At 49.6% G+C, this 26,647-nt stretch carries 24 protein-coding genes; all 24 read left to right on the top strand.

Annotated features, from left to right (window positions below; translation table 11 throughout):
• Nucleotides 1-22 precede the first annotated feature (22 nt).
• The 24 genes from H583_RS0116420 (at nt 23) to infB (ending at nt 26,647) form a co-directional block, all read left to right on the top strand.
• Entirely contained in the window at nt 23-2,077 is a 2,055-nt protein-coding gene (locus tag H583_RS0116420) for a chemotaxis protein CheA (RefSeq protein ID WP_028561414.1), read from the top strand.
• Between the two features lie 12 nt (nt 2,078-2,089).
• Nucleotides 2,090-2,551: a chemotaxis protein CheW gene (locus H583_RS0116415; protein WP_028561413.1), complete on the top strand. Its 462-nt coding sequence runs from the start codon at nt 2,090-2,092 to the stop codon at nt 2,549-2,551.
• 36 nt (nt 2,552-2,587) lie between these two features.
• Nucleotides 2,588-3,175, top strand: a complete 588-nt coding sequence (locus tag H583_RS0116410; RefSeq protein ID WP_245585927.1) for a chemotaxis protein CheC — start codon at nt 2,588-2,590, stop codon at nt 3,173-3,175.
• Nucleotides 3,172-3,666 carry a chemotaxis protein CheD gene (locus tag H583_RS0116405; RefSeq protein ID WP_028561411.1) on the top strand — a complete coding sequence of 165 codons (495 nt, stop codon included), beginning with the start codon at nt 3,172-3,174 and terminating at the stop codon, nt 3,664-3,666. Before H583_RS0116410 ends, H583_RS0116405 begins: the two co-directional genes overlap by 4 nt.
• Nucleotide 3,667: 1 nt before the next feature.
• Nucleotides 3,668-4,084, top strand: coding sequence for a hypothetical protein (locus H583_RS0116400; RefSeq protein WP_028561410.1), 417 nt, complete (start codon nt 3,668-3,670; stop codon nt 4,082-4,084).
• 22 nt (nt 4,085-4,106) lie between these two features.
• Nucleotides 4,107-4,892, top strand: a complete 786-nt coding sequence (locus H583_RS0116395; RefSeq protein WP_028561409.1) for a FliA/WhiG family RNA polymerase sigma factor — start codon at nt 4,107-4,109, stop codon at nt 4,890-4,892.
• Nucleotides 4,893-4,912: 20 nt separating this feature from the next.
• Nucleotides 4,913-6,316 carry a flagellar assembly protein A gene (locus tag H583_RS0116390; protein ID WP_028561408.1) on the top strand — a complete coding sequence of 468 codons (1,404 nt, stop codon included), beginning with the start codon at nt 4,913-4,915 and terminating at the stop codon, nt 6,314-6,316.
• A gap of 53 nt (nt 6,317-6,369) precedes the next feature.
• Nucleotides 6,370-6,927 (top strand): DUF6115 domain-containing protein, encoded by a 558-nt coding sequence (locus tag H583_RS0116385; protein ID WP_028561407.1) that lies wholly within the window; start codon nt 6,370-6,372, stop codon nt 6,925-6,927.
• Nucleotides 6,920-7,447, top strand: coding sequence for a hypothetical protein (locus H583_RS0116380; protein WP_028561406.1), 528 nt, complete (start codon nt 6,920-6,922; stop codon nt 7,445-7,447). Before H583_RS0116385 ends, H583_RS0116380 begins: the two co-directional genes overlap by 8 nt.
• Nucleotides 7,448-7,729: 282 nt before the next feature.
• Entirely contained in the window at nt 7,730-8,428 is a 699-nt protein-coding gene (gene rpsB / locus H583_RS0116375) for a 30S ribosomal protein S2 (RefSeq protein WP_028561405.1), read from the top strand.
• Nucleotides 8,429-8,738: 310 nt separating this feature from the next.
• Nucleotides 8,739-9,389, top strand: coding sequence for a translation elongation factor Ts (gene tsf / locus H583_RS0116370; protein ID WP_028561404.1), 651 nt, complete (start codon nt 8,739-8,741; stop codon nt 9,387-9,389).
• A gap of 135 nt (nt 9,390-9,524) precedes the next feature.
• Nucleotides 9,525-10,253 (top strand): UMP kinase, encoded by a 729-nt coding sequence (gene pyrH / locus H583_RS0116365; protein ID WP_028561403.1) that lies wholly within the window; start codon nt 9,525-9,527, stop codon nt 10,251-10,253.
• Nucleotides 10,253-10,807, top strand: a complete 555-nt coding sequence (frr, locus tag H583_RS0116360) for a ribosome recycling factor (RefSeq protein ID WP_028561402.1) — start codon at nt 10,253-10,255, stop codon at nt 10,805-10,807. The genes pyrH and frr overlap by 1 nt, the downstream gene beginning before the upstream one ends.
• 129 nt (nt 10,808-10,936) lie before the next feature.
• Nucleotides 10,937-11,701, top strand: coding sequence for an undecaprenyl pyrophosphate synthase (locus tag H583_RS0116355; RefSeq protein WP_028561401.1), 765 nt, complete (start codon nt 10,937-10,939; stop codon nt 11,699-11,701).
• The gene (locus H583_RS0116350; RefSeq protein WP_342663532.1) at nt 11,637-12,515 is read left to right on the top strand and encodes a phosphatidate cytidylyltransferase; all 879 of its coding nucleotides are present in this window, start codon (nt 11,637-11,639) and stop codon (nt 12,513-12,515) included. The genes H583_RS0116355 and H583_RS0116350 overlap by 65 nt, the downstream gene beginning before the upstream one ends.
• Nucleotides 12,516-12,582: 67 nt before the next feature.
• On the top strand, nt 12,583-13,722 hold the full coding sequence (locus H583_RS0116345) for a 1-deoxy-D-xylulose-5-phosphate reductoisomerase (RefSeq protein ID WP_028561399.1): 1,140 nt from the start codon (nt 12,583-12,585) through the stop codon (nt 13,720-13,722).
• A gap of 90 nt (nt 13,723-13,812) precedes the next feature.
• Nucleotides 13,813-15,087 (top strand): RIP metalloprotease RseP, encoded by a 1,275-nt coding sequence (gene rseP, locus H583_RS0116340; RefSeq protein ID WP_028561398.1) that lies wholly within the window; start codon nt 13,813-13,815, stop codon nt 15,085-15,087.
• 170 nt (nt 15,088-15,257) lie between these two features.
• Nucleotides 15,258-16,706, top strand: a complete 1,449-nt coding sequence (gene proS / locus H583_RS0116335) for a proline--tRNA ligase (RefSeq protein WP_028561397.1) — start codon at nt 15,258-15,260, stop codon at nt 16,704-16,706.
• A gap of 298 nt (nt 16,707-17,004) precedes the next feature.
• Nucleotides 17,005-21,279 carry a PolC-type DNA polymerase III gene (locus H583_RS0116330; protein WP_051236699.1) on the top strand — a complete coding sequence of 1,425 codons (4,275 nt, stop codon included), beginning with the start codon at nt 17,005-17,007 and terminating at the stop codon, nt 21,277-21,279.
• A 222-nt stretch (nt 21,280-21,501) separates the two neighbouring features.
• The gene (gene rimP, locus H583_RS0116325; RefSeq protein WP_028561395.1) at nt 21,502-21,963 is read left to right on the top strand and encodes a ribosome maturation factor RimP; all 462 of its coding nucleotides are present in this window, start codon (nt 21,502-21,504) and stop codon (nt 21,961-21,963) included.
• A 281-nt stretch (nt 21,964-22,244) separates the two neighbouring features.
• Nucleotides 22,245-23,342 (top strand): transcription termination factor NusA, encoded by a 1,098-nt coding sequence (gene nusA / locus H583_RS0116320; RefSeq protein WP_028561394.1) that lies wholly within the window; start codon nt 22,245-22,247, stop codon nt 23,340-23,342.
• A gap of 89 nt (nt 23,343-23,431) precedes the next feature.
• Nucleotides 23,432-23,734: an RNase P modulator RnpM gene (gene rnpM / locus H583_RS0116315; protein ID WP_028561393.1), complete on the top strand. Its 303-nt coding sequence runs from the start codon at nt 23,432-23,434 to the stop codon at nt 23,732-23,734.
• Nucleotides 23,735-23,736: 2 nt separating this feature from the next.
• Entirely contained in the window at nt 23,737-24,060 is a 324-nt protein-coding gene (locus tag H583_RS0116310) for a L7Ae/L30e/S12e/Gadd45 family ribosomal protein (RefSeq protein ID WP_028561392.1), read from the top strand.
• Nucleotides 24,053-26,647, top strand: a complete 2,595-nt coding sequence (gene infB / locus H583_RS0116305; RefSeq protein ID WP_028561391.1) for a translation initiation factor IF-2 — start codon at nt 24,053-24,055, stop codon at nt 26,645-26,647. The genes H583_RS0116310 and infB overlap by 8 nt, the downstream gene beginning before the upstream one ends.

Here is a 26,647-nt window from a genome sequence, read left to right as displayed (position 1 = left end):
TACTATTGGAGGTGTAGAAGCTATGGATATGAACGCCTATTTATCGATGTTTATCGATGAATCCAATGATCATTTGCAGTCTCTCAATGAAAACTTGCTTCAGCTGGAAGGCAGTCCCGAAGATATCAGCATCGTCCAGGTTATTTTCCGTTCCGCACATACCTTGAAAGGGATGTCGGCAACGATGGGCTTTGAGGATCTGGCTTCGCTTACGCATGAGATGGAGAACGTGCTTGATCTGGTTCGCAACAGCAAGCTGAAGATGGACAGTTTCATTTTCGATACGCTTTTCAAAAGTCTGGATGCGCTCGAAATGATGGTGCAGGATATCGTAAACGGCGGAACCGGAAAGGCGGATGTCAGCGCCATTGTCAGCTCGCTGCAATCGATTGTGAAGGGCGATTACGCAGCACCAGCAGCGGCAGCGGCTTCAACTCCAGGACAAGCAGGGGCTGTTGAGGGTGCTGCTGCAGCCCAGCTGGATGAATTTCAGGCTTCTGTCCTGAAGCAATCGATGGAGACCGGACATCAGGTATATCATATTCAGGTCTCTATTGAAGAAAATTGTATTCTTAAAGCAGCGCGTGCTTACATGGTATTCGATCTGCTGGAGCGTAACGGAGAGATTGTTCAGTCCGTACCCTCTGTGCAGGACATCGAGCAGGACAAATTCGACCGCTCATTTACCATATTTTACATATCCCAGCTGCAGGGAGAAGAATTGCAGCAGCAAATCGCCAATGTTTCCGAGGTGGAGAGCGCCGAAGTTACCGCATTGGATGAGGAATCGCTTGGCCTTTTGAGCCAGCCGCAGGTAGCTGAGATTGCTGCCGCGTCGGCTGCTCCTGCGGCAGCACAAGCGAAGCAAGAGGCAGCCCCTCAAGCCAAGCGAGGCGGCGGAGCGGCACAAACTTCGGGCGGAGCTGTGAATAGAACCATCCGCGTCGATATTGAGCGTCTGGATACGCTGATGAATCTGTTCAGCGAGCTTCTGATTGACCGGGTGCGCCTTGAGCAGCTGGCGAGTGAAATCAAGCGCACGGAGTTGACCGAGACGGTTGAGCATATGACCCGGGTGAGCAGTGATTTGCAAAATATCGTGTTGAAGCTGAGAATGGTACCGGTCGATTCCGTCTTTAACCGATTCCCAAGAATGGTACGGGATGTAGCCAAATCTCTTGATAAAAAGGTCGATCTCGTCATTACTGGAGCCGAGACAGAGCTTGACCGTACCGTTATCGATGAAATCGGTGATCCGCTTGTGCATCTGTTGCGCAATTCCATCGACCACGGTGTCGAATCGATCGAGAACCGGATTGCTTCCGGCAAGCCGGAGACGGGAACTGTTCACCTTCGTGCTTACCATAGCGGCAACCATGTATTTATTGAAATTGAGGACGACGGAAAAGGTATTGACCGGGAGAAAGTGCTGGGCATCGCCATAAAAAATGGCGTTATCCCGCCTGAGAAGGCATCAAGCATGAGCGATGAAGAGGTTTTCATGCTGCTGTTCGCTCCAGGTTTCAGTACAGCCGACAAGATTTCCGATCTGTCGGGGCGCGGAGTAGGTTTGGATGTTGTCATGACCAAGATTACATCGCTCGGCGGGAACGTCAGTGTCAGTTCCACTTTTGGCAAAGGAACGAAGTTCTCCATTCAGCTGCCGCTTACCCTTTCGATCATTTGGGCAATGCTGGTGCAGCTTGGGTCTGAGAAATATGCAATCCCGCTTTCCTCGATTGTGGAAACCGCGGTGATCAAACGGGAGCAAATCCGCAAAATTCACGGAAACCGGATGATTGAGTTCCGCGGAGCCATTATCCCTGTCCTTTCCTTGAGCCGGATTTTGGATTCGCCGGACTTTGATGAGGACGAGGAGGAGGAATCCGAAATCGTCGTTATCCGCAAAGGTGAAAAATGGGGGGCAGTTGTCGTTGACGAGTTTATCGGGCAAAGCGAGATTGTACTGAAATCGCTCGGCAGCTACTTGACCAATACAGGCCCAATTTCCGGAGCAACGATTCTTGGAGACGGCCAAGTCGCCTTAATTATTGATCCAAATGCACTCATAAAATAGGGAGGGTTACCAATGGGAGAAGACTTGAAAGTTATTGTCTTTGCACTGGGAAACGAAGAGTACGGGATTGAGGTTGACAAGGTCCGCACAATTGAGCGGATGCTCCCGATCACACGTGTGCCAAAAACGCCAGCCTTCATTAAAGGTGTTATCAATCTGCGTGGGGTCGTGGTTCCTGTCATTGACCTGCGCGGGCGGTTTGGATTGCCGGAGACGGAGCCGACTGAAAATTCACGGATCATTATTGTTGCTGTCAATGAGCTGGAAGTCGGCTTTATTGTCGATGCGGCAAATGATGTCATTGATATGAATACGGATGCGATTGATTCCCCGCCTGAAGTGGTGGGCGGCATCAAAGCCAAGTATTTGAGAGGGGTAGCAAAAATGGGCGATGACCGGTTGCTCATCATGCTCAATTTGGCCGAGGTCTTAAACCGTAGTGAAATTATTCAAATCGAAGGTCTTGAGGACTAAGCTGTGAGCCTGTTCAAGCATTTGGCGGGGCTTAAAATGGACGTGCTGAAAGAGGTTGGGAATATTGGAGCAGGGAATGCGGCCACAGCTCTCTCCAGACTGATCGACAAGCCTGTCGATATGAAGGTTCCTACCGTCAGCATACTGCCCTTCGAGGAAATTGCCGAGCGGGTAGGCGGCTCGGAACAAGTTGTTGTTGCAGTATTTCTCCGGGTAGAGGGAGACGCGCCGGGCAACATGTTCTTCATCATTCAGGCGGACTCCGCGAAGAAGCTGCTTCAGCAGCTTCTGTCCCTGGAGCCATCAGAAAATTTTGATTATTCAGAAATGGAGTTGTCCACGCTCAGCGAGATCGGGAATATTCTGGCAGGTTCCTATCTGTCTTCGCTAGCCGATTTCACCCGCTTGTTCATGGCGCCTACGGTACCTTCAATTGCGGTGGATATGGCAGGAGCGATACTGAGTTACGGACTGCTGCAGTTCGGGCAGATGGGGGATGATGCGCTGCTCATCGACACGAGCTTTTTTGAAGGCAGGGAACTGATGGAGGGACATTTCTTCCTGATTCCCGATCCGGAATCATTTGAGAAAATCTTTCGTGCTTTGGGAGTGCCCACTGAATGAAACAAGAACAAATAATCAAGGTAGGCATGGCAGATTTGAATTTCGCCGTACAGGGCGCAGTATTAAGAACAACAGGACTAGGTTCGTGTGTGGGCGTGACTTTGTTTGATACAAAGAGCAAGATAGCGGGAATGGCGCATGTTATGCTGCCTTCCTCCGACATTGCAAGGGATTCGTCTTTTAATATTGCAAAGTATGCCGATACGGCCTTGCCGGAGCTGATCAGGCTGATGAAGGCTGCCGGGGCGGCTCCAGACCGTATGGTGGCCAAGCTGGCCGGAGGAGCCCAGATGTTCGCACAGCTCGGCAAGTCGGATACACTTCGGATAGGTCCCCGGAATGTGGAATCCTGCAAGAACATATTGTCGGTTTATCCCATACCAATTTTAGCGGAAGATACGGGGGGAAATTATGGGAGAACGATTGAAATAGACAGCTTTACCGGGATTCTTCACATTCGGAGCGTCCAGCACGGCGTAAAGGAGCTATAGTATGCTGGGGTCAATCAGATGGAATATAGGAATAGCGGTTTTGGGATGCGGGCTTACGTTCGCTTTTTCAATCGGAAATAATGGAATTTCAATTACTTTATTAAGAAGTGTGTACGCGCTCGTTGCATGTTTTGTGCTGGCGTATGGTCTTAGATATTTGCTGCACATTCTGTCAGCGCCTGCTGCTGATGTGCAAAGCAGCTCTGAGGAAGCGAAGGGAAGCAATCTGGATATGGCCACGCCCGATGACGGGGAGGACATTCAACGTCTGCTTCAGCAGCAGCTTGGAGAAGGGGAAGCGAGAGAAGAAGCGGACATCACGTCCTTTCAGCCGCTTGCGCCTCCAAGAATGATGTCTGTGAAAGACAAGTCACCGGAAGAGTTGGCCGAAGCGGTACGTCATCTGAAAGAATCGTAGCAGGTTTTAGGAGGGTGAGACGATGATCGAGCCGAAAACGCCTCATTTATCCAATATCGAGATGTGGCAGGAATGGAAAGAAAACGGCAATATCGACGCAAAAAAACAATTGATTGAGCATTATCTTCCACTCGTGGATTATGTCTCCAACCGGATGGCGATCGGCCTGCCCAAAAATGTCTCCAAGGATGATTTAGCCAGCAACGGAGTTATGGGGCTGATCGATGCTATAGAGAAGTTTGATTATCAGCGGGGCTTGCAATTCGAAACGTATGCTTCGTGGCGGATTCGCGGGGCCATCATTGACGGACTTCGTCAAGGGGACTGGGTGCCGAGGTCGATCCGCGAGAAGTCAAAGCGAATTGAGGAAGCCTATCAAATTCTGGAGCAGAAGTATTTGCGCTCTGTCAGTGATACGGAGATGAGCGAATACCTGAACGTAACGGAAAAGGAGTTCCTGCATATGCTTCAGGAAATTGCAATCACAACGGTATGCTCGCTGGAAGACCCGATCCGTGAAGAGGAGTCTGAGACCCGTTTGACTCTTCTAGTAGATGAAAAGGCAAAAAATCCGGACTACAAGATTCAGGAATTTTATATCAAGAATGCACTGGTTAAGGGAATTGAACGGCTGACGGAGAAAGAACGAATTGTCGTTTCCCTATTCTATTACGAAGAGCTTTCTTTAAGTGAAATTGCTGAAGTGATGTCGTTGTCTCCTTCGCGCATATCCCAGCTGCATTCCAAAGCGATATTGCGGCTGCGCGGTACGTTGTCGAAGCATAAGGACCAGCTTATGGAAAAATAAGCAAGCAGGAGTGATCAAGTATGCCAATGGAAATGCCGCTCGACGGCAACGCCGAGATTTTGGTTTCAGACGATCTGTTATCCGCTTCTCTGTATTTTCACCGGGTAGATGCTGATTATTTTGTTGCTTTTGAGCAGCTGGAAAAATGGCTACATCATAATGGCGTCGTCTTTGGGATTAACAGAGAACTCTTGCGGGTTATCGCCGCCTCGCCTTCCTCCTATATCCACCCGGTCATCATCGCAGAGGGAAAACGGGCGGTGGAGGGGAAAAACGGACGCGTAGAATATATTTATGATATGGATGAGGATAGCACCCGGCCCATTGAGACTGAGGATGGCAAGGTGAATTATAAGGAGGTTACCCAGCTTCGCAATGTGAAGCGGGGACAGCTGATCGCCAAAAAAATCCCGCCGGAGCCTGCAGAGCCGGGCATTAAGGTCAATGGAGAGCCACTGCCTGCTGCTGACGGTAAAGAAGCGCGCTTCAAAATCGGGAAAAACGTGGTGATCGGACCGGACGAAGTTTCGCTCTATGCAGCGATAGACGGTATTTTGACTAAAACAGAGCGTGACAAGATCAACGTTTTTCCAGTTTATGAAGTGAACGGGGATGTTGACTACAGAACCGGAAATATTGATTTTGTCGGAACGGTTGTCATCCGGGGAAATGTACTGACAGGATTTCGGGTCAGAGCATCCGGGGATATCCGTATCGTGGGCGGTATTGAAGGCGCTGATATTGAGACAGACGGCAGCATTGAAATAACAGAAGGCATTCTCGCCGGCGGCAAAGGGGTCGTCAAGGCCGGGAAGACGGTCAAGAGCTCCTTTATCCAAGAAGGCAACATCATTGCGGGCGAGGATGTTATCGTATCGCAAAGCATTATGCATTCCAATGTGATGGCAGGGCGGAACGTCGAGTGCATGGGGGCGAAAGGGCTTATTGTAGGCGGCAACATTCAGGCGGGGGAAAAAATCAGCGCCCGGATTATCGGAAATTCCACCTCTACGGCCACTGAGCTTGCTGTCGGCGTCAACCCGGAGCTTCGTCAGAAGCTGGCGCAGCTGCGTACCGAGGTTCGTACGCTTGTTATCAATCTGGATAAGACCGAAAAGGCGCTGGCGCTGCTGGACCAGCTTGCTGCAGCGGGACAATTGTCGACAGAGCGGCTGGAGATGCGGGCCAAGCTGAATGCGACGAAAAAGCAAAACCTGGAGACGGAAACACAGCTGAAGGAAGAACTGCTGGAAATCGAGAAAACGCTGGAAGATACACAAACGGCCTGTGTAGAGGTGAAAAACGCCATTTACGGGGGAACTAAAATTGTGATCGGCCGTTATACGAAATTTATCAAGGAGCGTTCCGAACGCGTGCGGTTTCATTACTCTGAAGGGGACATTACAGTGTCATCCTTTTTATAGTGTGATATAACCGGCTTGTCTACCTTTACTTATAATGACTGCAGGTGAATAATGTGAATCAACCCTGGCAATATCTTGTGCTTCTTGGCGCATTTGCTGTGGTAATGGCTTTTGTCATGCCAAGGAAGCACAAACAGGCGACACAGGCGGATCAGTCTTCCATCAGTGATATGGAGCTTGCCCTCGAGCAGTTCATGCAGACGATGGAAGCGGATAATAAAGAGTTCGTAGCAATGATCAGCCGTACGCAGCAGGAATTGCGTGATACAATCGCCGTGAAGGAGCAGCGGATCGCACAGCTGGAGAATCGCTGCGGGAAGCTGGAGAAAGAACTGGCGGATAAACATTCCAGTCTGGAGGCTCGTATAGCCGGGCTGGGGAGCCAGACTGCCGTGTCTGTTTCCAAGCCTTCTGTGCCTTCAGAAGAGCCGCTCCCGGCCGGAGAGGAAGATCAGCCTGCCGATCTGATCAAGGATCGTTATGCAGAGCTTCTCAAGCTCTACAATCAAGGTAAATCGGTTGATTACATTGCCCGGAAGCTTGGTCTGAACAAGGGCGAGGTACAGCTTATTGTGCAGTTATCCATACAGGAGGAACGCCATCGTGTTTAGAGAACGTTCATTTGTACTTGGACTGGGACTGGGCATTATTGCAGGTGTGCTGCTGCTTCAATTGATGCTTTCCGCAGATGTACAGCAGGAGAAAGCCAATCTGATAGCAGCGGAAGTATCCGGTACGGAGAAACAGCCAGCAGCGCCCGGCGGGGACGGCAGCAGCGGGATAGAAGAGCTTGACCGTCTTAAATCGGAGCTTGCAGCGCAGAAGCAGGAGCATCAGCAAGCCTTGCAGGAGGCGCTGGATAAGCAGCGTACCGAGCTGGAAGAAGGACAGGCTGTCAATACATTGATACGGGCTGTAACGATTCGGAAGGGCATGGGTATAAAGGAAGTTGCTTCATTGCTGGAGGATGCAGCCCTGATCAAGGAAGCGTCTGCTTTTTTGCAGGAGACGCAGCTGGACCGCAACCGGATTCGTAATGGCAAATACTATTTTTCGGACTCTCCGGACCAGGAAGAGATTAAAAAGATTTTGCTTCGCGATCCGCTCCTGTCTAAACCCGGCAAAAAGTGACCATGCTGATGGGAACAGGACAAAACGGGACAGGGTTATTTTAATGTGGGCTGCGCTGCTGCTGCATAGAATGACTGCGCCTGTTTTAGTTCTGCAGCAATGGGAGAATTATTCCAATGTCTAGTTGCGCAAGGACATACGATATGGTATAGTAATTGACGGTGTTAAAAACACACGCCGATTAATTTCGTCAAGGGTGCTTGCCTCACAGGCGAGTTTTGTCGGAAGATGCGATTGGCGGAGGCGTTCAAAAAAAACCATTTATCAGGAGGTGTTGTTGGTATGGCGGTTATTTCCATGAAACAGCTTTTGGAAGCTGGGGTTCACTTTGGTCATCAGACTCGTCGTTGGAACCCGAAGATGGATCGTTATATCTTCACAGAAAGAAACGGTATTTACATTATTGACCTGCAAAAAACGGTTAAAAAAGTTGAGGAAGCTTACAACTTTGTTCGTTCCATTGCAGAAGAAGGCGGAACAGTACTTTTCGTAGGTACTAAGAAGCAAGCTCAAGATTCCGTTAAGGAAGAAGCAGAGCGTTGCGGTAACTTCTACATCAACCAACGCTGGTTGGGTGGTACGCTGACCAACTTCCAAACAATTCAAAAACGTATCGATCGTTTGAAACAATTGGAAAAATGGGAAGAGGACGGCACATTCGAAGTGCTGCCTAAGAAAGAAGTTATTATTCTCCGTAAAGAGAAAGATCGCCTGCAAAAATTCCTGGGCGGAATTAAAGGCATGAAAGGGCTGCCTAGCGCACTGTTCATCATCGATCCTCGTAAAGAGCGTATCGCTGTTGCAGAAGCCCGCAAACTGGGTATCCCAATCGTAGGTATCGTTGATACAAACTGCGATCCGGATGAAATCGACTACGTTATCCCAGGTAACGACGACGCGATCCGCGCTGTTAAATTGCTTACTGCTAAAATGGCAGACGCTATCGTAGAAGCGAACCAAGGTGAGCAAACAACTGCTTAATAGGCAGTTGTTTCAAATATTTGCAGTATAAGCCGTGTAGTATACCAGGCTTCTATAACTAGCGTGCGATTGTTAAGATGATCTCTCGAATTGAAAGATGGTCTACATACGCTTGCATGAACAGGAAAAGGGTGGTCAGAAGGTTTTTAACCTCTCACCGCCCTTTTTTTAAAAGGCGAGGGTATTTACAAACTTCGTGCATAGTTATGAAAACAGGTATAGATTGCCTATGGCTTCTCAATTCATTTGAATCGTAAGCTTTGCCGCAATGCCGGCAGAGCTACATATAAACATATCAGGAGGGTTAACAATGGCAGTGAGTGCAAGTGCAGTAAAAGAACTGCGTGAAAAAACAGGCGCAGGTATGTTGGATTGTAAAAAAGCTCTTGATGAGGCGAATGGCGATTTGCAAAAAGCAATCGACCTTCTTCGCGAGAAAGGTCTTGCAGCAGCAGCAAACAAAGCAGGACGCGCAGCAACAGAAGGTGTTGTTGAATCCTACATCCACGGTGGCGGACGTATCGGTGTTCTGGTTGAAGTTAACTGTGAAACTGACTTCGTTGCGAAGACAGATCAGTTCCGTGAGTTTGTAAAAGACATCGCTATGCAAATCGCAGCTGCGAACCCTAAGTATGTACGCCGTGAGGAAGTTGAAGCAAGCGAGTTGGAAAAAGAACGTGAAATTCTGACTGCTCAAGCGTTGAACGAAGGCAAACCAGCTCACATTGTTGAGAAAATGGTTGACGGCCGTATCGGCAAATACTATGAAGAGTTCTGCTTGCTGGAGCAAACTTTCGTTAAAGATCCAGACAAGACTATTTCCGAGCTGCTGAACGAAAAAATCAGCAAAATCGGTGAAAATATCTCTATCCGTCGTTTTGTCCGCTATGAGCTGGGCGAAGGACTGGAGAAAAAACAAGATAACTTCGTTGAAGAAGTTATGTCTCAAGCTAAGCTTTAATCCGAACGCGAGGGCGGGGCGGCTCGTCCGCCTCGCCTGATTTATTGAGTTGAAGTATTTGAATGATTTCCGATATGTAGATGAAGCATCGGTTAAGAACAACCTCTAGCGAGGTACAAGGGTGGAGGTTACAACGTGGAGCAACCTGTTTACAAACGTATTGTATTGAAGGTGAGCGGAGAGTCCCTCTCTGGTCAAAATGGCTACGGAATCGATGCTGCGATGATTTCTTCAATCGCAGAGCAAGTCAAGGAAGTTGTAGAGCTTAATGTAGAGGTCGCTATCGTCTGTGGCGGAGGTAACATTTGGCGTGGAATTGCCGGTTCGGCAAAAGGAATTGACCGGGCGACAGCGGATTATATGGGCATGCTGGCCACTGTTATGAATTCTCTTGCCCTGCAAGATGCGCTGGAGCAAATTGATGTGCCTACACGGGTGCAGACCTCAATTGCCATGCAGCAAATTGCTGAGCCTTATATTCGCCGCCGTGCAATCCGTCACCTTGAAAAGGGGCGTGTCGTAATCTTTGCTGCGGGAACAGGAAATCCGTTCTTCTCGACAGATACAACAGCAGCGTTGCGTGCGGCTGAAATTGAGGCCGAAGTTATTTTGATGGCGAAAAATAAGGTGGATGGCGTCTACTCTGCTGATCCGTTCAAGGATGCTACAGCTGAGAAGTTCGAACAGCTGACTTATTTGGAAGTCCTTAACCGCAATCTGGGTGTAATGGATTCTACCGCATCGTCGCTTTGCATGGACAACAATATTCCGTTGGTTGTGTTCTCTATTACAGAAAGCGGCAATATCAAGCGTGTCGTGTTAGGTGAGAAAATCGGGACGATTGTGAAAGGAAGTGTGAGCTAGTGCCACAGTCCATTAAGAAAAATGCAGAAGACAGAATGGAGAAAGCGATCGGCGCACTCAAGCGCGATCTCTCCACACTGAGAGCCGGACGCGCAACACCAGCGTTGCTGGATCGTGTTCAGGTTGATTATTATGGATCTATGACGCCTGTCAATCAGTTGGCTAATATCAATACACCGGACTCCAGAACGCTGCTGATTCAGCCATGGGACAAATCTTCTCTGGCAGCGATTGAAAAAGCGATCATGAAATCCGATCTTGGTCTTACGCCTTCCAATGACGGAAGTGCAATCCGTATCGGCATTCCGGCTTTGACTGAAGAGCGCCGTGCTGAACTGGTGAAATCTACGAAAAAGTTTGGCGAAGAATCGAAGGTAGCTGTCCGCAACATTCGCCGTGATGCTAATGACGATATCAAGAAGCTTGAGAAGACGGACATTTCTGAAGACGAGTCGCGCAGACATCAGGATGACATTCAGAAGCTGACCGACCGCTTCATTGCAGAAGTAGACAAAGTGCTTGTAAGTAAAGAGAAAGAAATCATGGAAGTTTAAATCAATGACCAGCCCCTCCAAATAGGTGGGGTTTGTTGCATACTTAACCTTATGGACGGTAACGTTCCCTGATACAGGACGACGGGCAGTTATTAAACGCTTGTTACGTCCCGGGTGGGAGGAAATGGAATGTTAAAGCGGTTGAAAAATTGGTTTAAAAAACCGTTATCCATTAGAGAGGAACAATTGCAGGAGGAAAATATTCCTCAGCATGTTGCCATTATTATGGATGGAAACGGGCGCTGGGCAAAAAGCCGGGGACTGCCCCGTATGGCCGGGCATCATTCCGGTATGAAAGCAGTTAAACGGATCACCATGGCTGCTGACCGGCTAGGAATCAAATATTTGACTCTTTATGCGTTTTCCACGGAAAACTGGAAACGGCCGAAGGCTGAGGTTGATTTTTTGATGAAGCTGCCTCAGGAGTTTTTGTCGATCGAACTGGATGATTTGATGAAAAACAATGTTCAGGTTCGAATGATGGGATATAAGGAAGGACTGCCTGATTTTACCCTCCATGCTATAGATGAGGCGATTGAAAAAACCAGGCATAATACAGGGCTTGTGCTGAATTTTGCATTAAACTATGGCAGCCGTAAAGAAATGATTGATGCGGTTCGCGCCGTTGCCGAGGAAGTCAAGGCCGGACGCATGGAATGCGCCGCGATCTCCGAACAGTCTTTGGACAGTTATCTGCTTTCCAAAGATATTCCCGACCCTGATCTGTTAATCCGCACAAGCGGGGAGCTGAGAATCAGCAACTTTATGCTGTGGCAGCTTGCTTATAGCGAACTGTGGTTTACAGATGTATACTGGCCGGAGTTTATGGATGAGCACTTCTACGAAGCAATTCGCGAATATCAGCGTCGTGCCCGCAGATACGGCGGGCTATGAGGCGATCGGAGCGTGCAAAAACTTGAAACAACGAATTTTGACCGGCGTCATTGCCGGCGCCGGTTTTCTCGCCCTTTTGCTGATTGGCGGGTGGGCATACATAGGATTACTGCTCGTTCTTGCGCTTATTGGCTACTATGAATTTGTGCGCATGAACGGGCTTGCATGGAGCCATCCGGCTGCCCTGACAGGCAGTCTGGCTACGCTGGCTATAGCCTGGCCGTGGCAGCTTACAGGAGGCGAAGCGCCTTCTCTGGGCTCGCTTATGTGGTGGGTCATGCTGATTCTTCTGGTCTGGACGGTTTTGACGAAAAACAAGACGACTATCGATCATGCCGCTAACTTGCTGCTAGGTGCCTTTTACATTGGCTTTGGTTTTTCAGCCATGATGGATGTACGACTGATGGACGAGTATGGCCTGCTGGCTACCTTTTTGGCATTTGGCTGTATTTGGTCTTCGGATATCGGCGCCTACTTTTTTGGCCGGGCTTTTGGGCGCAACAAGCTTTGGCCGGCGATTTCTCCTAATAAGACCATTGAAGGGTCAATTGGAGGGATTATTCTTTCCCTTGCAGTTGCAGTTTTGTTTGCTTTGTTGGCTCCCCAATTTATCAGCATGGGACAGGCTCTGGCGATCGGCGCAGTCAGCGCAATTGCCGGACAGATGGGCGATCTGATTCAGTCTGCCTACAAACGTATCCGCGGAATCAAGGATACGGGATCGCTGCTGCCGGGGCATGGCGGCGTACTGGACCGCTGTGACAGCTGGCTCATTGTTTATCCGATTCTGGTCTTTACGGGATTACTGACATGAGGCTTCGGAAGAAGCCATCAACCGCAATCATAACGGCCTGATTCGTAAAAACAAGGAGGCAAAGCAGTTGAAAAAAATAAGCATACTGGGCTCTACGGGCTCAATCGGCACGCAAACCCTGGATGTTATTGCAAGCCATCCGGAGCGTTTTCAAGTGGTTGCCCTGACAGCCGGCTCCAATGTGGAACTGCTTGTCAGCCAAGCTCTCCGTTTTCGTCCCCGACTTGTGGCATTGTCTGACAAGACGGCTGCTGAGCGTGCAGCTGACTTGCTGCCGTCGGATATTCGTGTTGTGCATGGGGAGGAAGGCATCATACAGGCAGCAGCCGATACCGGGGCAGACATGGTGGTTACTGCGCTGGTCGGAAGCTGCGGTCTGCGTCCAACCCTGGCTGCCATCGAAGCCGGAATTGCAATCGGGCTGGCAAATAAGGAAACACTGGTTACGGCCGGGCATCTTGTGATGCAGAAGGCGGCAGAGAAACAAGTGCCGATTCTCCCTGTAGACAGTGAGCATTCTGCTATTTTCCAATGCCTGAACGGTGAATCCGTCAAGGAAGTTCGTAAAATTGTACTTACCGCATCAGGCGGTTCGTTCCGTGACCGGACCAGACAGGAACTTGAAGGTGTAACTGTCGAGCAAGCGCTTAATCATCCAAACTGGTCAATGGGAGCAAAAATTACGATAGATTCCGCTACAATGGTGAACAAAGGGCTGGAGGTTATCGAGGCCCGTTGGCTGTTTGGAATGAGCTATGACCAAATTGAAGTCCTCATCCATCCTGAGAGCATTATCCATTCCTTTGTTGAGTTTGTTGATTACAGCATTATCGCCCAGCTAGGGCTTCCAGATATGAGAGTTCCCATTCAATATGCATTAACTTATCCTGAACGCTATCCCAACCCGGCCAAGCCGCTAAGTCTTTCTGAGATCGGCTCGCTCAACTTCCGGCCAATGGACATGGAACGGTATCCTTGTGTGGCAATGGCTTTTGCTTGCGGGCGTGCTGGTGGTTCCGCTCCAACTGTATTCAATGCTGCGAATGAAGTGGCTGTGGCCCGTTTTCTGAAGGGTGAAATATCATTTCTGGATATTGAACGCGTGCTGGAGCAAGTGCTGGAGCGCCATCATGTGGCCGAGCTTGCTGATGTTCAGGCAATTGAGGAAACGGATGCCTGGGCGCGCCATACGGCATCCCGGATTTAACATACCCTGTCAAAAACGGTTCTCTTGAATCAAGGGGGAGAATAATGATAATCTAGGTACATGCCGTTATGAACAGGGAGGCAGGACAATTTGGAAATGGTTCAAAATATTTTGCTGACGGTTCTTGTCTTTTTTGTGATTGTGTCCATCCATGAGTGGGGACATTTTTATTTCGCCAAGCGGGCAGGAATTTTGGTCAGAGAATTCGCAATCGGCTTTGGACCAAAGCTGTTTTCAGTTAAAAAGGGTGAAACCCGCTATACGTTGCGATTAATCCCTGCAGGCGGATTTGTTCGGATGGCCGGGGAGGACCCGGAAATCGTTGAGGTTCAAAGCGGCCAGACGATTGCAGTGCGAGTGGACGGCGGCAAAGTGACCCGGATTTATCTGGACCGGCTGGATGAGCGCAGCAATGTCATCCGCGGCGAGGTCGAGTTTATCGATTTGGAGCATAAGCTTAAAATTTCTCTGAATGTCGAAGGAGAAGTAGAGGAGCTTGAGGTTCATCCGCAGGCTTCGATGATCTCCAAGGGAAGAGATACGCAGATTGCGCCTTATAACCGTCAGTTCGGCAGTAAAACAGTTGGCCAGCGTGCACTTGCAATATTTGCCGGACCGCTTATGAATTTTGTGCTGGCATTTGTGCTGTTTGCCATTCATATTCAAATGGCTGGCATTCCGATAGAGCCTGTGGAAAAGGTGCAAATCGGACAGATTGTTAAAGGTCAGCCTGCGGCCGAAGCTGATTTGCAAGTAGGAGATGAAATCAAGACGGTTAATGGTGTTGCAATCGGTGGTGATTTCAACAAACTAATCGAACTGGTTGGAAAATCCGCCAACAAGCCGATGGAATGGACAATCATCCGTGATGGAAAGGCTATAAAATTGAGCATTACTCCTAAACCTGACCCTGAGACAGGCGAAGGCAAGGTAGGTATCGGGCGTGATTACCCGACTCGCCAGGCAGGCTTCGGAGAGACGATTACCTATGCAGGCAAAGCGATGAAAAATATGACGGTGGTCATTTTTGACAGCTTTAAAATGCTTATCACCGGACAGTTCAAACTGGATGATCTTGGAGGGCCGGTTCGGACTGCTGAAATTACGAGTCAGATTGCCAGCAGCGGTATCGTACAGCTCACCTCGTGGACAGCCATTTTGAGCTTGTACCTGGGGATATTCAATCTGCTGCCGATTCCCGCACTTGATGGCAGCCGCCTCATCTTCCTCGGCTTGGAGGCCGTGCGCGGCAGACCGGTCGATCCGAACCGGGAGAGCATGGTTCATTTTATCGGATTCGCGATGCTGATGCTGCTCATGATTGCTGTCACGTACAATGATGTCATGAGGCTGGTTCGGGGTTAAAAATCAACATACCAAATGAGCATAACAGAATAAGATGATTTTCTACTAGGAACACGGCTGCCGCTGCAACACTCGGCGGCAGCCGTTTAAGCTAAATGAAACGCCGCTCTTGCCATACTTCAAGGTACGTGCAGAGCGGTCGTTTACGTTCGTCATTTCGGGAGGCCCCTATGTCAAAGGATAAACAATTTGTAACGGAGATTACGCCTCAAAGCGAGGATTTCTCCAGATGGTATATCGATGTAATCAAGAAAGCCGAATTGATGGATTACTCGCCGGTACGCGGTTGTATCGTTTTCCGTCCAGAGGGCTATGAGCTGTGGGAAAATATTCAGCGTGATCTGGACGCCCGCTTCAAGGAAACCGGACACCGCAACGCCTATTTCCCGCTCTTCATCCCCGAGAGTTTCTTCCAAAAGGAGAAGGAGCATGTCGAAGGCTTCAATCCTGAGCTTCCTTGGGTGACCGAGGCTGCCGGTGAAGTGCTTGAGGAGCGCTTGGCAATACGCCCGACTTCCGAGACGATGATTGGCCATATGTATGCAAAATGGATTCAGTCCTACCGTGATCTGCCGCTGCTCATTAACCAGTGGGCGAACGTGGTTCGCTGGGAGAAACGGACACTGCCATTCCTGAGGACGAGCGAATTCCTCTGGCAAGAAGGCCATACCGCCCATGAGACCGAGGAAGAGGCACGCCAGGAAACAATGCAGATGCTGGAAATTTACCGGGACTTTGTAGAGAGTTTCCTGGCCATTCCGGTTATTGTCGGACAAAAGACACCATCCGAAAAATTTGCGGGAGCTGTGGATACCTATTCCATTGAAGCGATGATGAAGGACGGCCGTGCAGTTCAGGCGGGAACCTCGCATTACCTCGGAACGAATTTTGCTGTTGCCTTTGATATCAAATATTTGGATCGTGAAAATACTCTTCAGTTCGCCCATACCACTTCCTGGGGTGTGAGCACGCGCCTGATCGGTGCTCTGATTATGGTTCATGGGGATGACCGCGGTCTGGCACTTCCGCCTAAGGTTGCGCCTACACAAGTCATTATGATTCCGATCGGGCCTGCTAAAACCCGCGAACAGGTAGTAGGCAGAGTGGACGAGCTGTATGCCGAGCTGAAAAAAGCGGGCATTCGGGTACGTGTCGATGACCGTTCGGACGTAAGCCCGGGCTGGAAGTTCAACGAGTACGAAATGCGCGGTGTGCCGGTTCGCCTGGAGCTCGGGCCGCGTGACATGGAAAACGGACAAGTCGTACTAGTCTCCCGTATTACCGGAGAAAAGCGAATTGTTCAACAGGCAGATCTCGTGGAAGAGATTCAAAAAATGCTGGATGATACCCAGCAGTCCATGTATGAAAAGGCCAAACAGTTCCGTGAGGATAACTTTAAATCCGTGGATACGCTGGATGAAATGAAGGCGCTGCTGGAAGAGAAGCGCGGCTTTGTAGAGGCGGGCTGGTGCGGATCTGCTGCCTGCGAGAAGCAGGTAAAGGAAGAGACCGGCGCAACCAGCCGCAACATTCCATTCACGCCGTCCTCGCATAAGGAAAACTGTTTGGTGTGTGGAGAGAAAGCTGCTCATACGGTTGTATTTGCCAGAGCCTATTAATAATTAAACCTATTGTATGCCCGTAAGGAGGAAAAGCATAAGACTATTTGCTTTTCCTCTTGATTGTTTATTCAAGCGAAATATTGGCCGCTTCATGCAAGGAAGGCCAGCGTTTATGCTGGAAATATTAGAATTCACAGGTTTTCCCTTTATAAATATTCTATGCGAAACGTGGCTATTATCCGTCAAAGGACGGCAAAGCCGTTTGCGCTAGATTACTATAATAAGGGTTTACGGTTTTGAATTGGGGGAGAAAACATTGAACAAACCAGGGGAAAAAAGACTCCGCTTCGAGCTGATGATGAAGCAGGCGGAGCTGCCGCAGGCGTTCATCGAATCGTTTTACTCCGACGGGGAGCTTGAGAAGGTCATCGTAAGCCAGAATAACCGGTCATGGACGTTTTGCATCCGCAAGACGTCCTTGGTGCCTTTAGAGGCTTATGTCAGGTTTACGCAGACGATCAAAGAAAAATTCGCTCATATTGCTGATGTCGCCTTCATTACCGACTATGATGAGCGGGTATCTACCCACGAGCTGGTGGAGAGCTATTGGCCTCTCTTTGTGTCCTATGCCCAGCAGGAGATGGCTTCTGTCAACGGCTGGCTTGGCAAGGCCAAGTTGGAGCTGAACAATGGCGGCTTGTGGCTGGCTCTTCGGGATGAGGCTGTCCTGCAGATGGCACGCTTGAAAAAAATTGATGAAACTGCATCCGGGTACTTTTCACAGCATTTTCGCCGTTCATTCCCGCTCAAGCTGCGTGTGGCGGAGGCTGAAACCAGTGCGGAAGAGCTGGAGAAATTTACCCAGCGCAAGGAGCAGGAAGAGCGGGAAATCATCGAGCAGATGATGGCGAGCGTGCCGGAGGAGGAGCTGGCAAACGATGGTGAGGAAGTTCGCCTGGTGGTCGGTTACGACATCCGCGAGGAGCCGACGCCGATCATGCAAATCCAGGAAGAGGAGAAAAAGATTACGGTCCAGGGCACGATTTTCGGTCTGGATGTCAAGGAGCTGCGTAACGGCAGTACCCTGTTCACGTTTAATCTGACCGATTTCTCCGATTCATTGGCGATGAAGATGTTTGCCAAAACGAAGGAAGATGTCAAAGTGCTTAGTCTGCTTGCAAACGGCAAATGGGTTAAGGCGCGCGGACGGGTGGAATATGACCGTTTCATGCAGGAGCCTGAGCTGGTCATGATGCCGAGCGATTTGCATGAGGTCAAAACACCACGCGAACGGACGGATGAAGCCGAGGAGAAAAGAGTGGAATTCCATCTGCACTCCACCATGAGCACGATGGACGCGGTAACTTCAATTGATACGTACATCAAGACAGCTGCCAAATGGGGACACCAGGCGATTGCGGTTACGGATCACAGCAATGTGCAGTGTTATCCCGAAGCCTTCAAGGCAGGCAAGAAGAACGGAATTAAAGTTTTGTTTGGTCTTGAGGCTAATGTGGTAAATGATTCCGTTCCGATAGTACTGAATCCACGCCAGGAGTCGCTGGAGGAAACGGAATATATCGTCTTCGATATCGAGACGACCGGTTTGTCGATTATTAATAACAAAATCATCGAGCTGGCCGGCGTCAAGATGGTGGGCGGCAAGGAAATCGACCGTTTCGAAACCTTTATTAATCCGCATGAGAAAATTCCTTACCACATCCAACAGTTGACCAGCATTACCGATGATATGGTCGTGGATGCTCCCGAGCTTGAACCAAAGCTGCGCGAATTTGTCGAGTTTATCGGCGATTCGGTACTCGTAGCGCATAATGCAAGATTCGATATCGGATTTATTCAGGCGGCATGCAAGAATATCGGGCTTCCTGAATTGACCAACCCGGTGCTCGATACGCTGGAGTTGGCCCGTTTTCTTCATCCGACAATGAAAAACCACCGGCTTAATACGTTGGCTGACAAATATAAGGTTGGACTCGAAAACCATCACCGCGCGGTTGACGACTCCCTGGCGCTGGGCGGCATTTTATTCGGCCTGATCAAGGACGCGGCTGCCCGCAGCATTACAGGCCTTCATCAGCTCAACGACTATGTCGGTCTTGATCTGTCAAATACCCGTCCGTTTCATTGCAATATTTATGCGTTGAATGCCATTGGGAAGAAGAATCTGTTCAAGCTGATTTCACTCTCCCATACGGAGCATTTCAAGCGGGTCGCCTGTATTCCAAAGAGCAAGTTAACCCAGATGCGGGAAGGACTTCTTGTCATCTCCGGTTGTGAGAAAGGTGAGTTTTTCGAGACCGTGCTGAACAAAACGGTAGAGGAGGCCGAAGAGGTTGCCGAGTTCTATGATGTCCTGGAGATACAGCCGGTCGGATTCTACATGCACCTTGTCGAGAAGGGGCTGGTTGGAAGTCGTGCCGAGATCGAACAGGCTCATCGCCGCATTCTTGAAATCGGCAGAAAGCTGAACAAACCGGTAATCGCAACGGGGAATGTCCATTACTTGAATCCAAGGGACAAAATATTCCGTGATATTACGATTCATGGCATTACCGGCTTCAGCCCGCTTAAGGATATGCGCAAGCCGGACGCCCACTTCCGGACGACGAAGGAAATGCTGGAGGAGTTCGCCTTTCTCGGGGAGCAGACGGCGTATGAAGTGGTCGTTACCAATACGGTTCAACTCGCAGAGCGTTTTGAGTCTTATGAGATGTTCCCGGACAAGCTGTTTACGCCGATTATTGAAGGCGCGGACGAGGAAATCCGCAACACCTGCTATAGCACCGCCAAGTTGATGTATGGAGAAGAGCTGCCGGATGTTGTTGTCCAGCGGCTGGAGAAGGAACTCGTGCCCATTATCAAATTCGGCTTCTCAGCGAACTATCTGATTTCAGAACGGCTTGTTAAGAAGTCTAATGAAGACGGCTATCTGGTCGGATCGCGGGGATCTGTAGGTTCATCTGTTGTAGCGCTTTTCCTTGGAATTTCCGAAGTTAACCCGCTGCCTGCACATTATATGTGCAGAAATCCGAAATGTTTGCACAGCGATTGGTTTCTGGATGGCAGCATCCCGAGCGGCTTCGACCTTCCGGATAAAAACTGTCCAAATTGCGGTCAGAAAATGAAGGGTGACGGTCAGGACATTCCGTTCGAGACATTTCTTGGCTTTAAAGGGGATAAGGTTCCCGATATCGATCTTAACTTTTCCGGGGAATATCAGCCGCATGCGCATAACTATACGAAAGTTCTCTTCAGCGAGAAATGTGTATTCCGTGCAGGAACGATTGGCACGGTAGCCGAGAAGACTGCGTTCGGCTTTGCCAAGAAGTATGAAGAAAAAGAAGGCCGCAAATGGCGCGGGGCCGAGTTGAACCGACTTGCTAATGGCTGTACGGGAGTAAAGCGGAGCACTGGGCAGCATCCGGGGGGAATTGTTGTTGTACCGGATTACATGGAAGTTGAGGACATTACGCCAGTGCAGTATCCGGCCGATGACACCTCAGCAGAATGGAAAACGACGCATTTTGATTACCACGCCTTCGATGCGAACCTGCTTAAACTCGATATTCTGGGGCATGATGATCCGACGATGATGCGGATGCTTCAGGATTTGACCGGGGTGGATCCGACGACAATTCCGATGAATGATCCGAAGGTCATGAGCATGTTCAACTCAACGGAAGCATTACAAGTATTGCCTGAGCAGATCCGTAGTCCGGTTGCTACTTTTGGTGTGCCGGAGATGGGAACCAAGTTCGTCCGCCAGATGCTTCAGGAGACGCAGCCGTCGTCCTTTGCCGATTTGCTTCAGATTTCCGGACTGTCACATGGAACGGGTGTATGGCTCGGCAATGCCCAGGAACTGATTAAGAACAACACCTGCAACATCAAGACGGTTATCGGCTGCCGGGATGATATTATGCTCTACCTGATCTACAAGGCGGGTATGGATGCCGGACTGGCGTTCAAAATTACCGAGAGTGTGCGTAAAGGTAAAGGTCTTACCCCGGAATGGATCGAGGAAATGAAGCGGTGCAAGGTGCCGCAATGGTACATTGACTCCTGTCTGAAAATCGAGTACATGTTTCCGAAGGCGCATGCTGCCGCATACGTTATTTCCGCTGTTCGTACCGCGTACTTCAAGCTTTATTATCCGATCGCATACTATGCAACCTATTTCTCGGTTCGTGCGGAGGACTTCGATCTTGAGCTGCTTTGCCAGGGGTATGATGCGATTTTGAAGCGGCTTGTCGAAATAGAGAACAAAGGCTTCCAGGCACTGCCAAAGGAGAAAGCAATGATCTCGATTTTGGAGATGGCACTGGAGATGACTGCGCGCGGCTTTTCTTTCAAGCCGATTGACTTGTACCGTTCAGACGCGCTTAAATTCAAAATTGACGGCGATTCCCTGATTCCTCCCTTTGCGGCAATTGGCGGCATAGGTGACAATGCGGCACGCAATATTGCCGGTGCCCGCGAACATGGGGAATTCCTGTCCATTGAGGATTTTCAGCAAAAATCCAAGGCAAGTAAAACAGTTGTGGAAATGTTGGGTTCGATGGGCTGCTTTAGAGGGCTCCCGGAGTCCAACCAGCTGTCGCTGTTCTAAATGCAGCTTCATTTTGGAAGGCTGCGCTACTTTTCCATGATAAAGAGGGCGTTTTGAAAATGAGCGCTCATTTTCATTCCCTTCTTGTCACTGTAGTGTGATTATGGTATAATTTTTCTGGTAATCCTGATGATGATAGAGTAATGCGCAGAAGAGTGGGGCAACCCACTCTTTACCTTTTGTCTACTTAAATTTGCATTACAACCGGGAGGTTTTCTACGTTTGAGCACATCCGAAATTAAAACCGTTGTCGAAGGTATGCTTCAACCTTATTTGGACGAACATGGCTTTGAACTGGTCGATATTGAATACGTCAAGGAAGGCGGAAGCTGGTTCCTCCGTGTCTTTGCAGACAAGGAAGGCGGCATTGATATTGATGAATGCGGCAAAATCAGCGAGTATTTAAGCGAACAGCTTGATCAGAATGACCCGATTTCTGACGCTTATTTCCTTGAGGTCTCCTCACCAGGTGCTGAGCGGCCGCTAAAAAAAGCGGACGATGTCCGCGCAGCGGTTGGAGAATATGTTTTTTTTACCACTTATGAACCCATCGGCAAAACGAAAGAATTCGAAGGCTGGCTTCGTTCGTTTGACGGGGAAGAGGTGGTTATTGAGGTAGGCAGGAAGAAGCATACGATACCTTACACCAAGGTATCAAGTGCAAGACTGGCTATCCAATTTTAAAGTAACGAGAGAAGCTGCAGGCGATAATGCCTGCTCTTCTTGAAATATTAGGGTTTATATCATTTGCCCCGAGCAAATGTAAAAGATTCTTGTATTTCGGGGCGTTAATGGCCGGTTGTTTACAGGATGGAGGCAGTCCGGTTGCGCCCGCAAGAAGTGAATAATTTGAACTGTAAGATGCTGCGACTCCCTCTTTGCGGTTGATTAGCGCACTGCTGACAGGGAAAACGCATCATCCCAGATTCACAACTGACCGTCTAATGAGGAGGAACTCATTTCCAATGAGCATGGATTTTATTGAAGCGTTATCGGAAATTGAAAAGGAGAAGGGGATCAGCAAGGATGTGCTGATCGAGGCGATCGAAGCGGCTCTTATTTCCAGCTATAAACGCAATTTTAATACGGCGCAAAATGTAAGGGTGGATATTAACCGCTTCACTGGGGTTATAAAGGTATATGCCCGCAAAAATGTAGTGGAAGAGGTTCTGGATCCAAGACTGGAAATTTCAGTTGAAGCGGCCCGGGAAATCAATCCGCACTATCATCTGGATGACATTGCCGAGATTGAAGTAACGCCTCGCGACTTCGGCCGGATCGCTGCCCAGACTGCCAAACAGGTCGTCACCCAGCGCATTCGCGAAGCAGAGCGCGGACTGATCTACAACGCCTTTATCGATAAGGAAGAAGATATCGTAAACGGTATTGTACAGCGGCAAGATACGCGCAATTTGTTCGTTGACCTTGGCAAGGTGGAGGCGGTGCTTCCGCTGACAGAGCTGATGCCGACAGACAAATTCAAGCACGGCGATCGTGTCAAATCCTTTATCACAAAGGTGGAAAACACGACGAAGGGGCCGCAGATTATTTTGTCGCGTACCCACCCGGGCCTGCTCAAGCGCCTGTTCGAGCTGGAAGTTCCGGAAATCTATGACGGTGTAGTGGAGATTCGCTCGGTAGCGCGTGAATCCGGTTTCCGCTCTAAAATTGCGGTTTACTCCCGCAATGAAGAGGTGGACCCGGTAGGCTCCTGCGTAGGGCCGAAGGGACTCCGTGTTCAAACAATTGTAACCGAGCTGAAGGGCGAGAAGATCGATATCGTTCGCTGGTCCGAATCTGTGGAGGATTACGTGGCTAATGCGCTCAGCCCTTCCAAGGTGCTTGAGGTTATCGTATTTGAGCAGGAGAAGATGGCTCGTGTTATCGTGCCTGATTATCAGCTCTCGCTGGCAATCGGTATCAAGGGACAGAATGCCCGTCTGGCAGCGAAGCTGACAGGCTGGAAGATCGATATAAAGAGCGAGACCCAGGCAGAGCAGGAGTACGGACGTCCGCGGACGGAAGGCGACGCAATGCATCAGGATTCCGTTTCGATTGACTGATTTTGCGGCCAGCGGCCGGATTGCCGCTTGGTATGAGCCGGTTAATGCTTGCGGAAAATCAACTTATGTCATGCCAGGGGGAATGAACGATGAAGCAGAGAAAAATACCGCTTCGCAAATGTGTGGCCTGTCAGGAAATGAAGCCGAAAAAAGAGCTCATTCGTGTCGTCCGCACGCCTTCTGAGGAAACCCTGATCGACCTCACTGGCAAAAAAGCCGGCCGTGGCGCTTATCTGTGCGGCAAAGTGGAATGCTTTAAGCTTGCTAAAAAAAGCAAGGCACTTGACCGCGCATTGAAGGTAACCGTCCAGCCGGAAATCTATGACCAGCTTGAGCAGGATTTTATCCGTGTTCAGGATGAATTTCTCTCTGGCGGGGGGACTTTAGAGTGACAATGAAAAAAGTGTTATCCAGTCTGGGCATGGCGATGCGCGCCGGGAAGCTGGTTACCGGTGACGAAACCGTGCTGAAGGCTGTGCGCAGCGGGAAGGCAAAGCTGGTTCTTGTAGCCGGCGATGCTTCTGATAATACAAAGAAAAAATTCCGTGATAAGTGCAATTCTTATAACGTTGCTATGGTAGTTGCTTTGGATAGAGAATCGATCGGGGATGCCATTGGCAAATCCGAGAGAGTGCTCGTTGCCGTAACCGACCAGGGCTTTGCATCGATGATCGAAGGCGGGCTAAAGTCTATAACGGAGGTGGAGTATATTGACTAAACAGGACAACAAAGACAAGTTACGTGTTTATGAATATGCAAAATCGCTCAATATGAGCAGCAAGGAAATCATTACGATTTTAAAAAGACTAAACCTTCCGGTTAACAACCATATGAGTGTCATGGAAAATGAAATGGTGAGCAAGGTGGAAGGTTTTTTCAAAGATATAAAGTCTAATGCAGCAGCCAAGCGCGCCCAGGAGGCCGGTGCAACGGTATCTTCCGTTCCCGCACCGTCCGCTTCAGGTCAGCAAGGCAATGTAAACCAGCAAAAAAACAAAAATAAAACAGATACACAGGAGCCTATGAATTCTACAGAAAACAAATCCAACTCAAACCAATCACAGCGGCCGTCAGGCCAAGCACAGGGACAAAATCGTTCCAATAACTCCGGTCAAGGACAGCGTTCCGGACAAGGCGGAGGACCACGTACAAACAATGCGCCGCGTGGAGGCGCTCAAGGCGGAGGCCAGCAAGGCGGCAACAGACGTCCAGGACAAGGCGGTCCAAGTACAGGCCAAGGACAGCGTACAGACAGCAACAGATCCGGGCAGCCTGCCCGTACCAATGACAGCCGTCCGGCACCCGCCGGCGGACGCAGTGGAGGTCCGGCAGGTGCCGGAACTACCGGGACCCAGCAAGGAAGATTCAATAATAGCAATAGCAACAACAATAATAGAAATAAAGCAAAACCTGGACAAAATCAAGGTCAAAAGCGCTTTGATGATGGCAGAGGCGGGGGCGGAAACTTCCGTGGCGGCAACAATCGTGGCGGTAAAAATAACCGCGGACGCGGTAATGCTCCTCTTCAGGAACGCCGTGAGAAAATTGACAATACGCCGAAGAAAATTATTGTCCGCGGCAGTATGACCGTTGGCGATCTGGCCAAGCTTTTGCATAAGGACGCTTCAGAAGTCATCAAGAAGCTGATCTTCCTTGGTGTAATGGCTACCATCAACCAGGAGCTTGATCTGGATGCTATTCAACTCGTAGCTACCGAATTCGGGGTAGAGGTCGAAATCAAAATCCCGGTTGAAGAGGATCAGTTTGAAACTATCGAGGAAAAAGATGATGAGGCCGATTTGGAGAGCCGTCCTCCGGTTGTAACCATTATGGGTCACGTTGACCATGGTAAAACAACACTTTTGGATGCAATCCGCCATACGAACGTAACCGGCGGCGAAGCAGGCGGCATTACCCAGCATATTGGTGCTTACCAAGTTGAAGTCAACCATAAGAAAATTACTTTCCTGGACACTCCGGGTCACGAGGCATTTACGACAATGCGTGCACGCGGCGCCCAGGTAACTGATATTACAATTCTCGTTGTTGCAGCGGATGACGGTGTTATGCCGCAAACGGTCGAGGCGATCAACCATGCCAAAGCGGCAGGCGTCCCGATTATCGTAGCGGTGAACAAAATTGATAAGCCGGAGGCTAACCCGGATAAAATCAAGCAGGAACTGACCGAGTATGAGCTCGTACCGGAAGAGTGGGGCGGAGATACCATTTTCGTCAACCTGTCCGCAAAACAGCGCATGGGTCTTGAAGAACTGCTCGAGATGATTCTTCTCGTAGCTGAAGTGAACGACTATAAAGCAAATCCGAACAAACGCGCCAGAGGTACTGTACTGGAGGCGGAGCTGGATAAAGGTAAAGGTCCGGTTGCCCGTATTTTGGTACAGCATGGTTCCCTCAGCGTGGGTGATGCGTTCGTAGCAGGCAACTGTTTTGGACGTGTGCGCGCGATGGTTAATGATAAAGGCCGCCGGATGAAAGAAGCTGGCCCGTCTACGCCAGTGGAGATTACAGGTCTGACTGAGGTGCCGCAGGCGGGAGATCCGTTCCTCGTATTCGAAGACGAGCGTAAAGCCCGTGCAATTGCGGACCGCCGTGCGATCAAACATCGTCAAACTGAGCTTGGCTCGAATACCCGGGTTACGCTCGACGATCTGTATCAGCATATCAAGGATGGCGAGATCAAGGACTTGTTCGTGATTATCAAGGCGGACGTTCAAGGATCGCTTGAGGCGCTCAAAGGCTCGCTGAACAAGATCGAAATTGAAGGTGTACGCGTTAAAATTATTCATAATGGTGTCGGTGCCATTACAGAATCTGATATCAACCTTGCTGTAGCATCCAATGCCATTGTAATCGGCTTTAACGTACGTCCTGAGCCGCAGGCAATGACAACAGCAGAGCAAGAGAAGGTGGATATCCGTCTGCACCGTGTAATTTATAGTGTAATTGATGAAATTGAGCAAGCTATGAAAGGGATGCTGGATCCGATCTTTAAGGAAAGCGTGATCGGGCATGCCGAAGTCCGCAACATCTTTAAAGTGAGCAAGGTCGGAACGATCGCAGGCTGTATGGTAACTTCGGGTAAAATCTCCCGTAATGCAGAGGCCCGCCTGATTCGTGCAGGCATTGTTGTATTTGAAGGTAAAATCGATACCCTCAAACGGTTTAAGGATGACGCCAAGGACGTTGCACAAGGCTATGAGTGTGGTATTACCCTGGATCGTTTCAACGATCTGAAAGAAGGGGACGTCATCGAAGCCTTCGTTATGGAAAAGGTAGAGAGGTGA

The organism is Paenibacillus pinihumi DSM 23905 = JCM 16419, from assembly GCF_000422505.1.
In the GTDB taxonomy this organism is placed as follows: Bacteria; Bacillota; Bacilli; order Paenibacillales; family Paenibacillaceae; genus Paenibacillus_D; species Paenibacillus_D pinihumi.
This window is presented reverse-complemented; position numbering and strand designations above follow the sequence as displayed.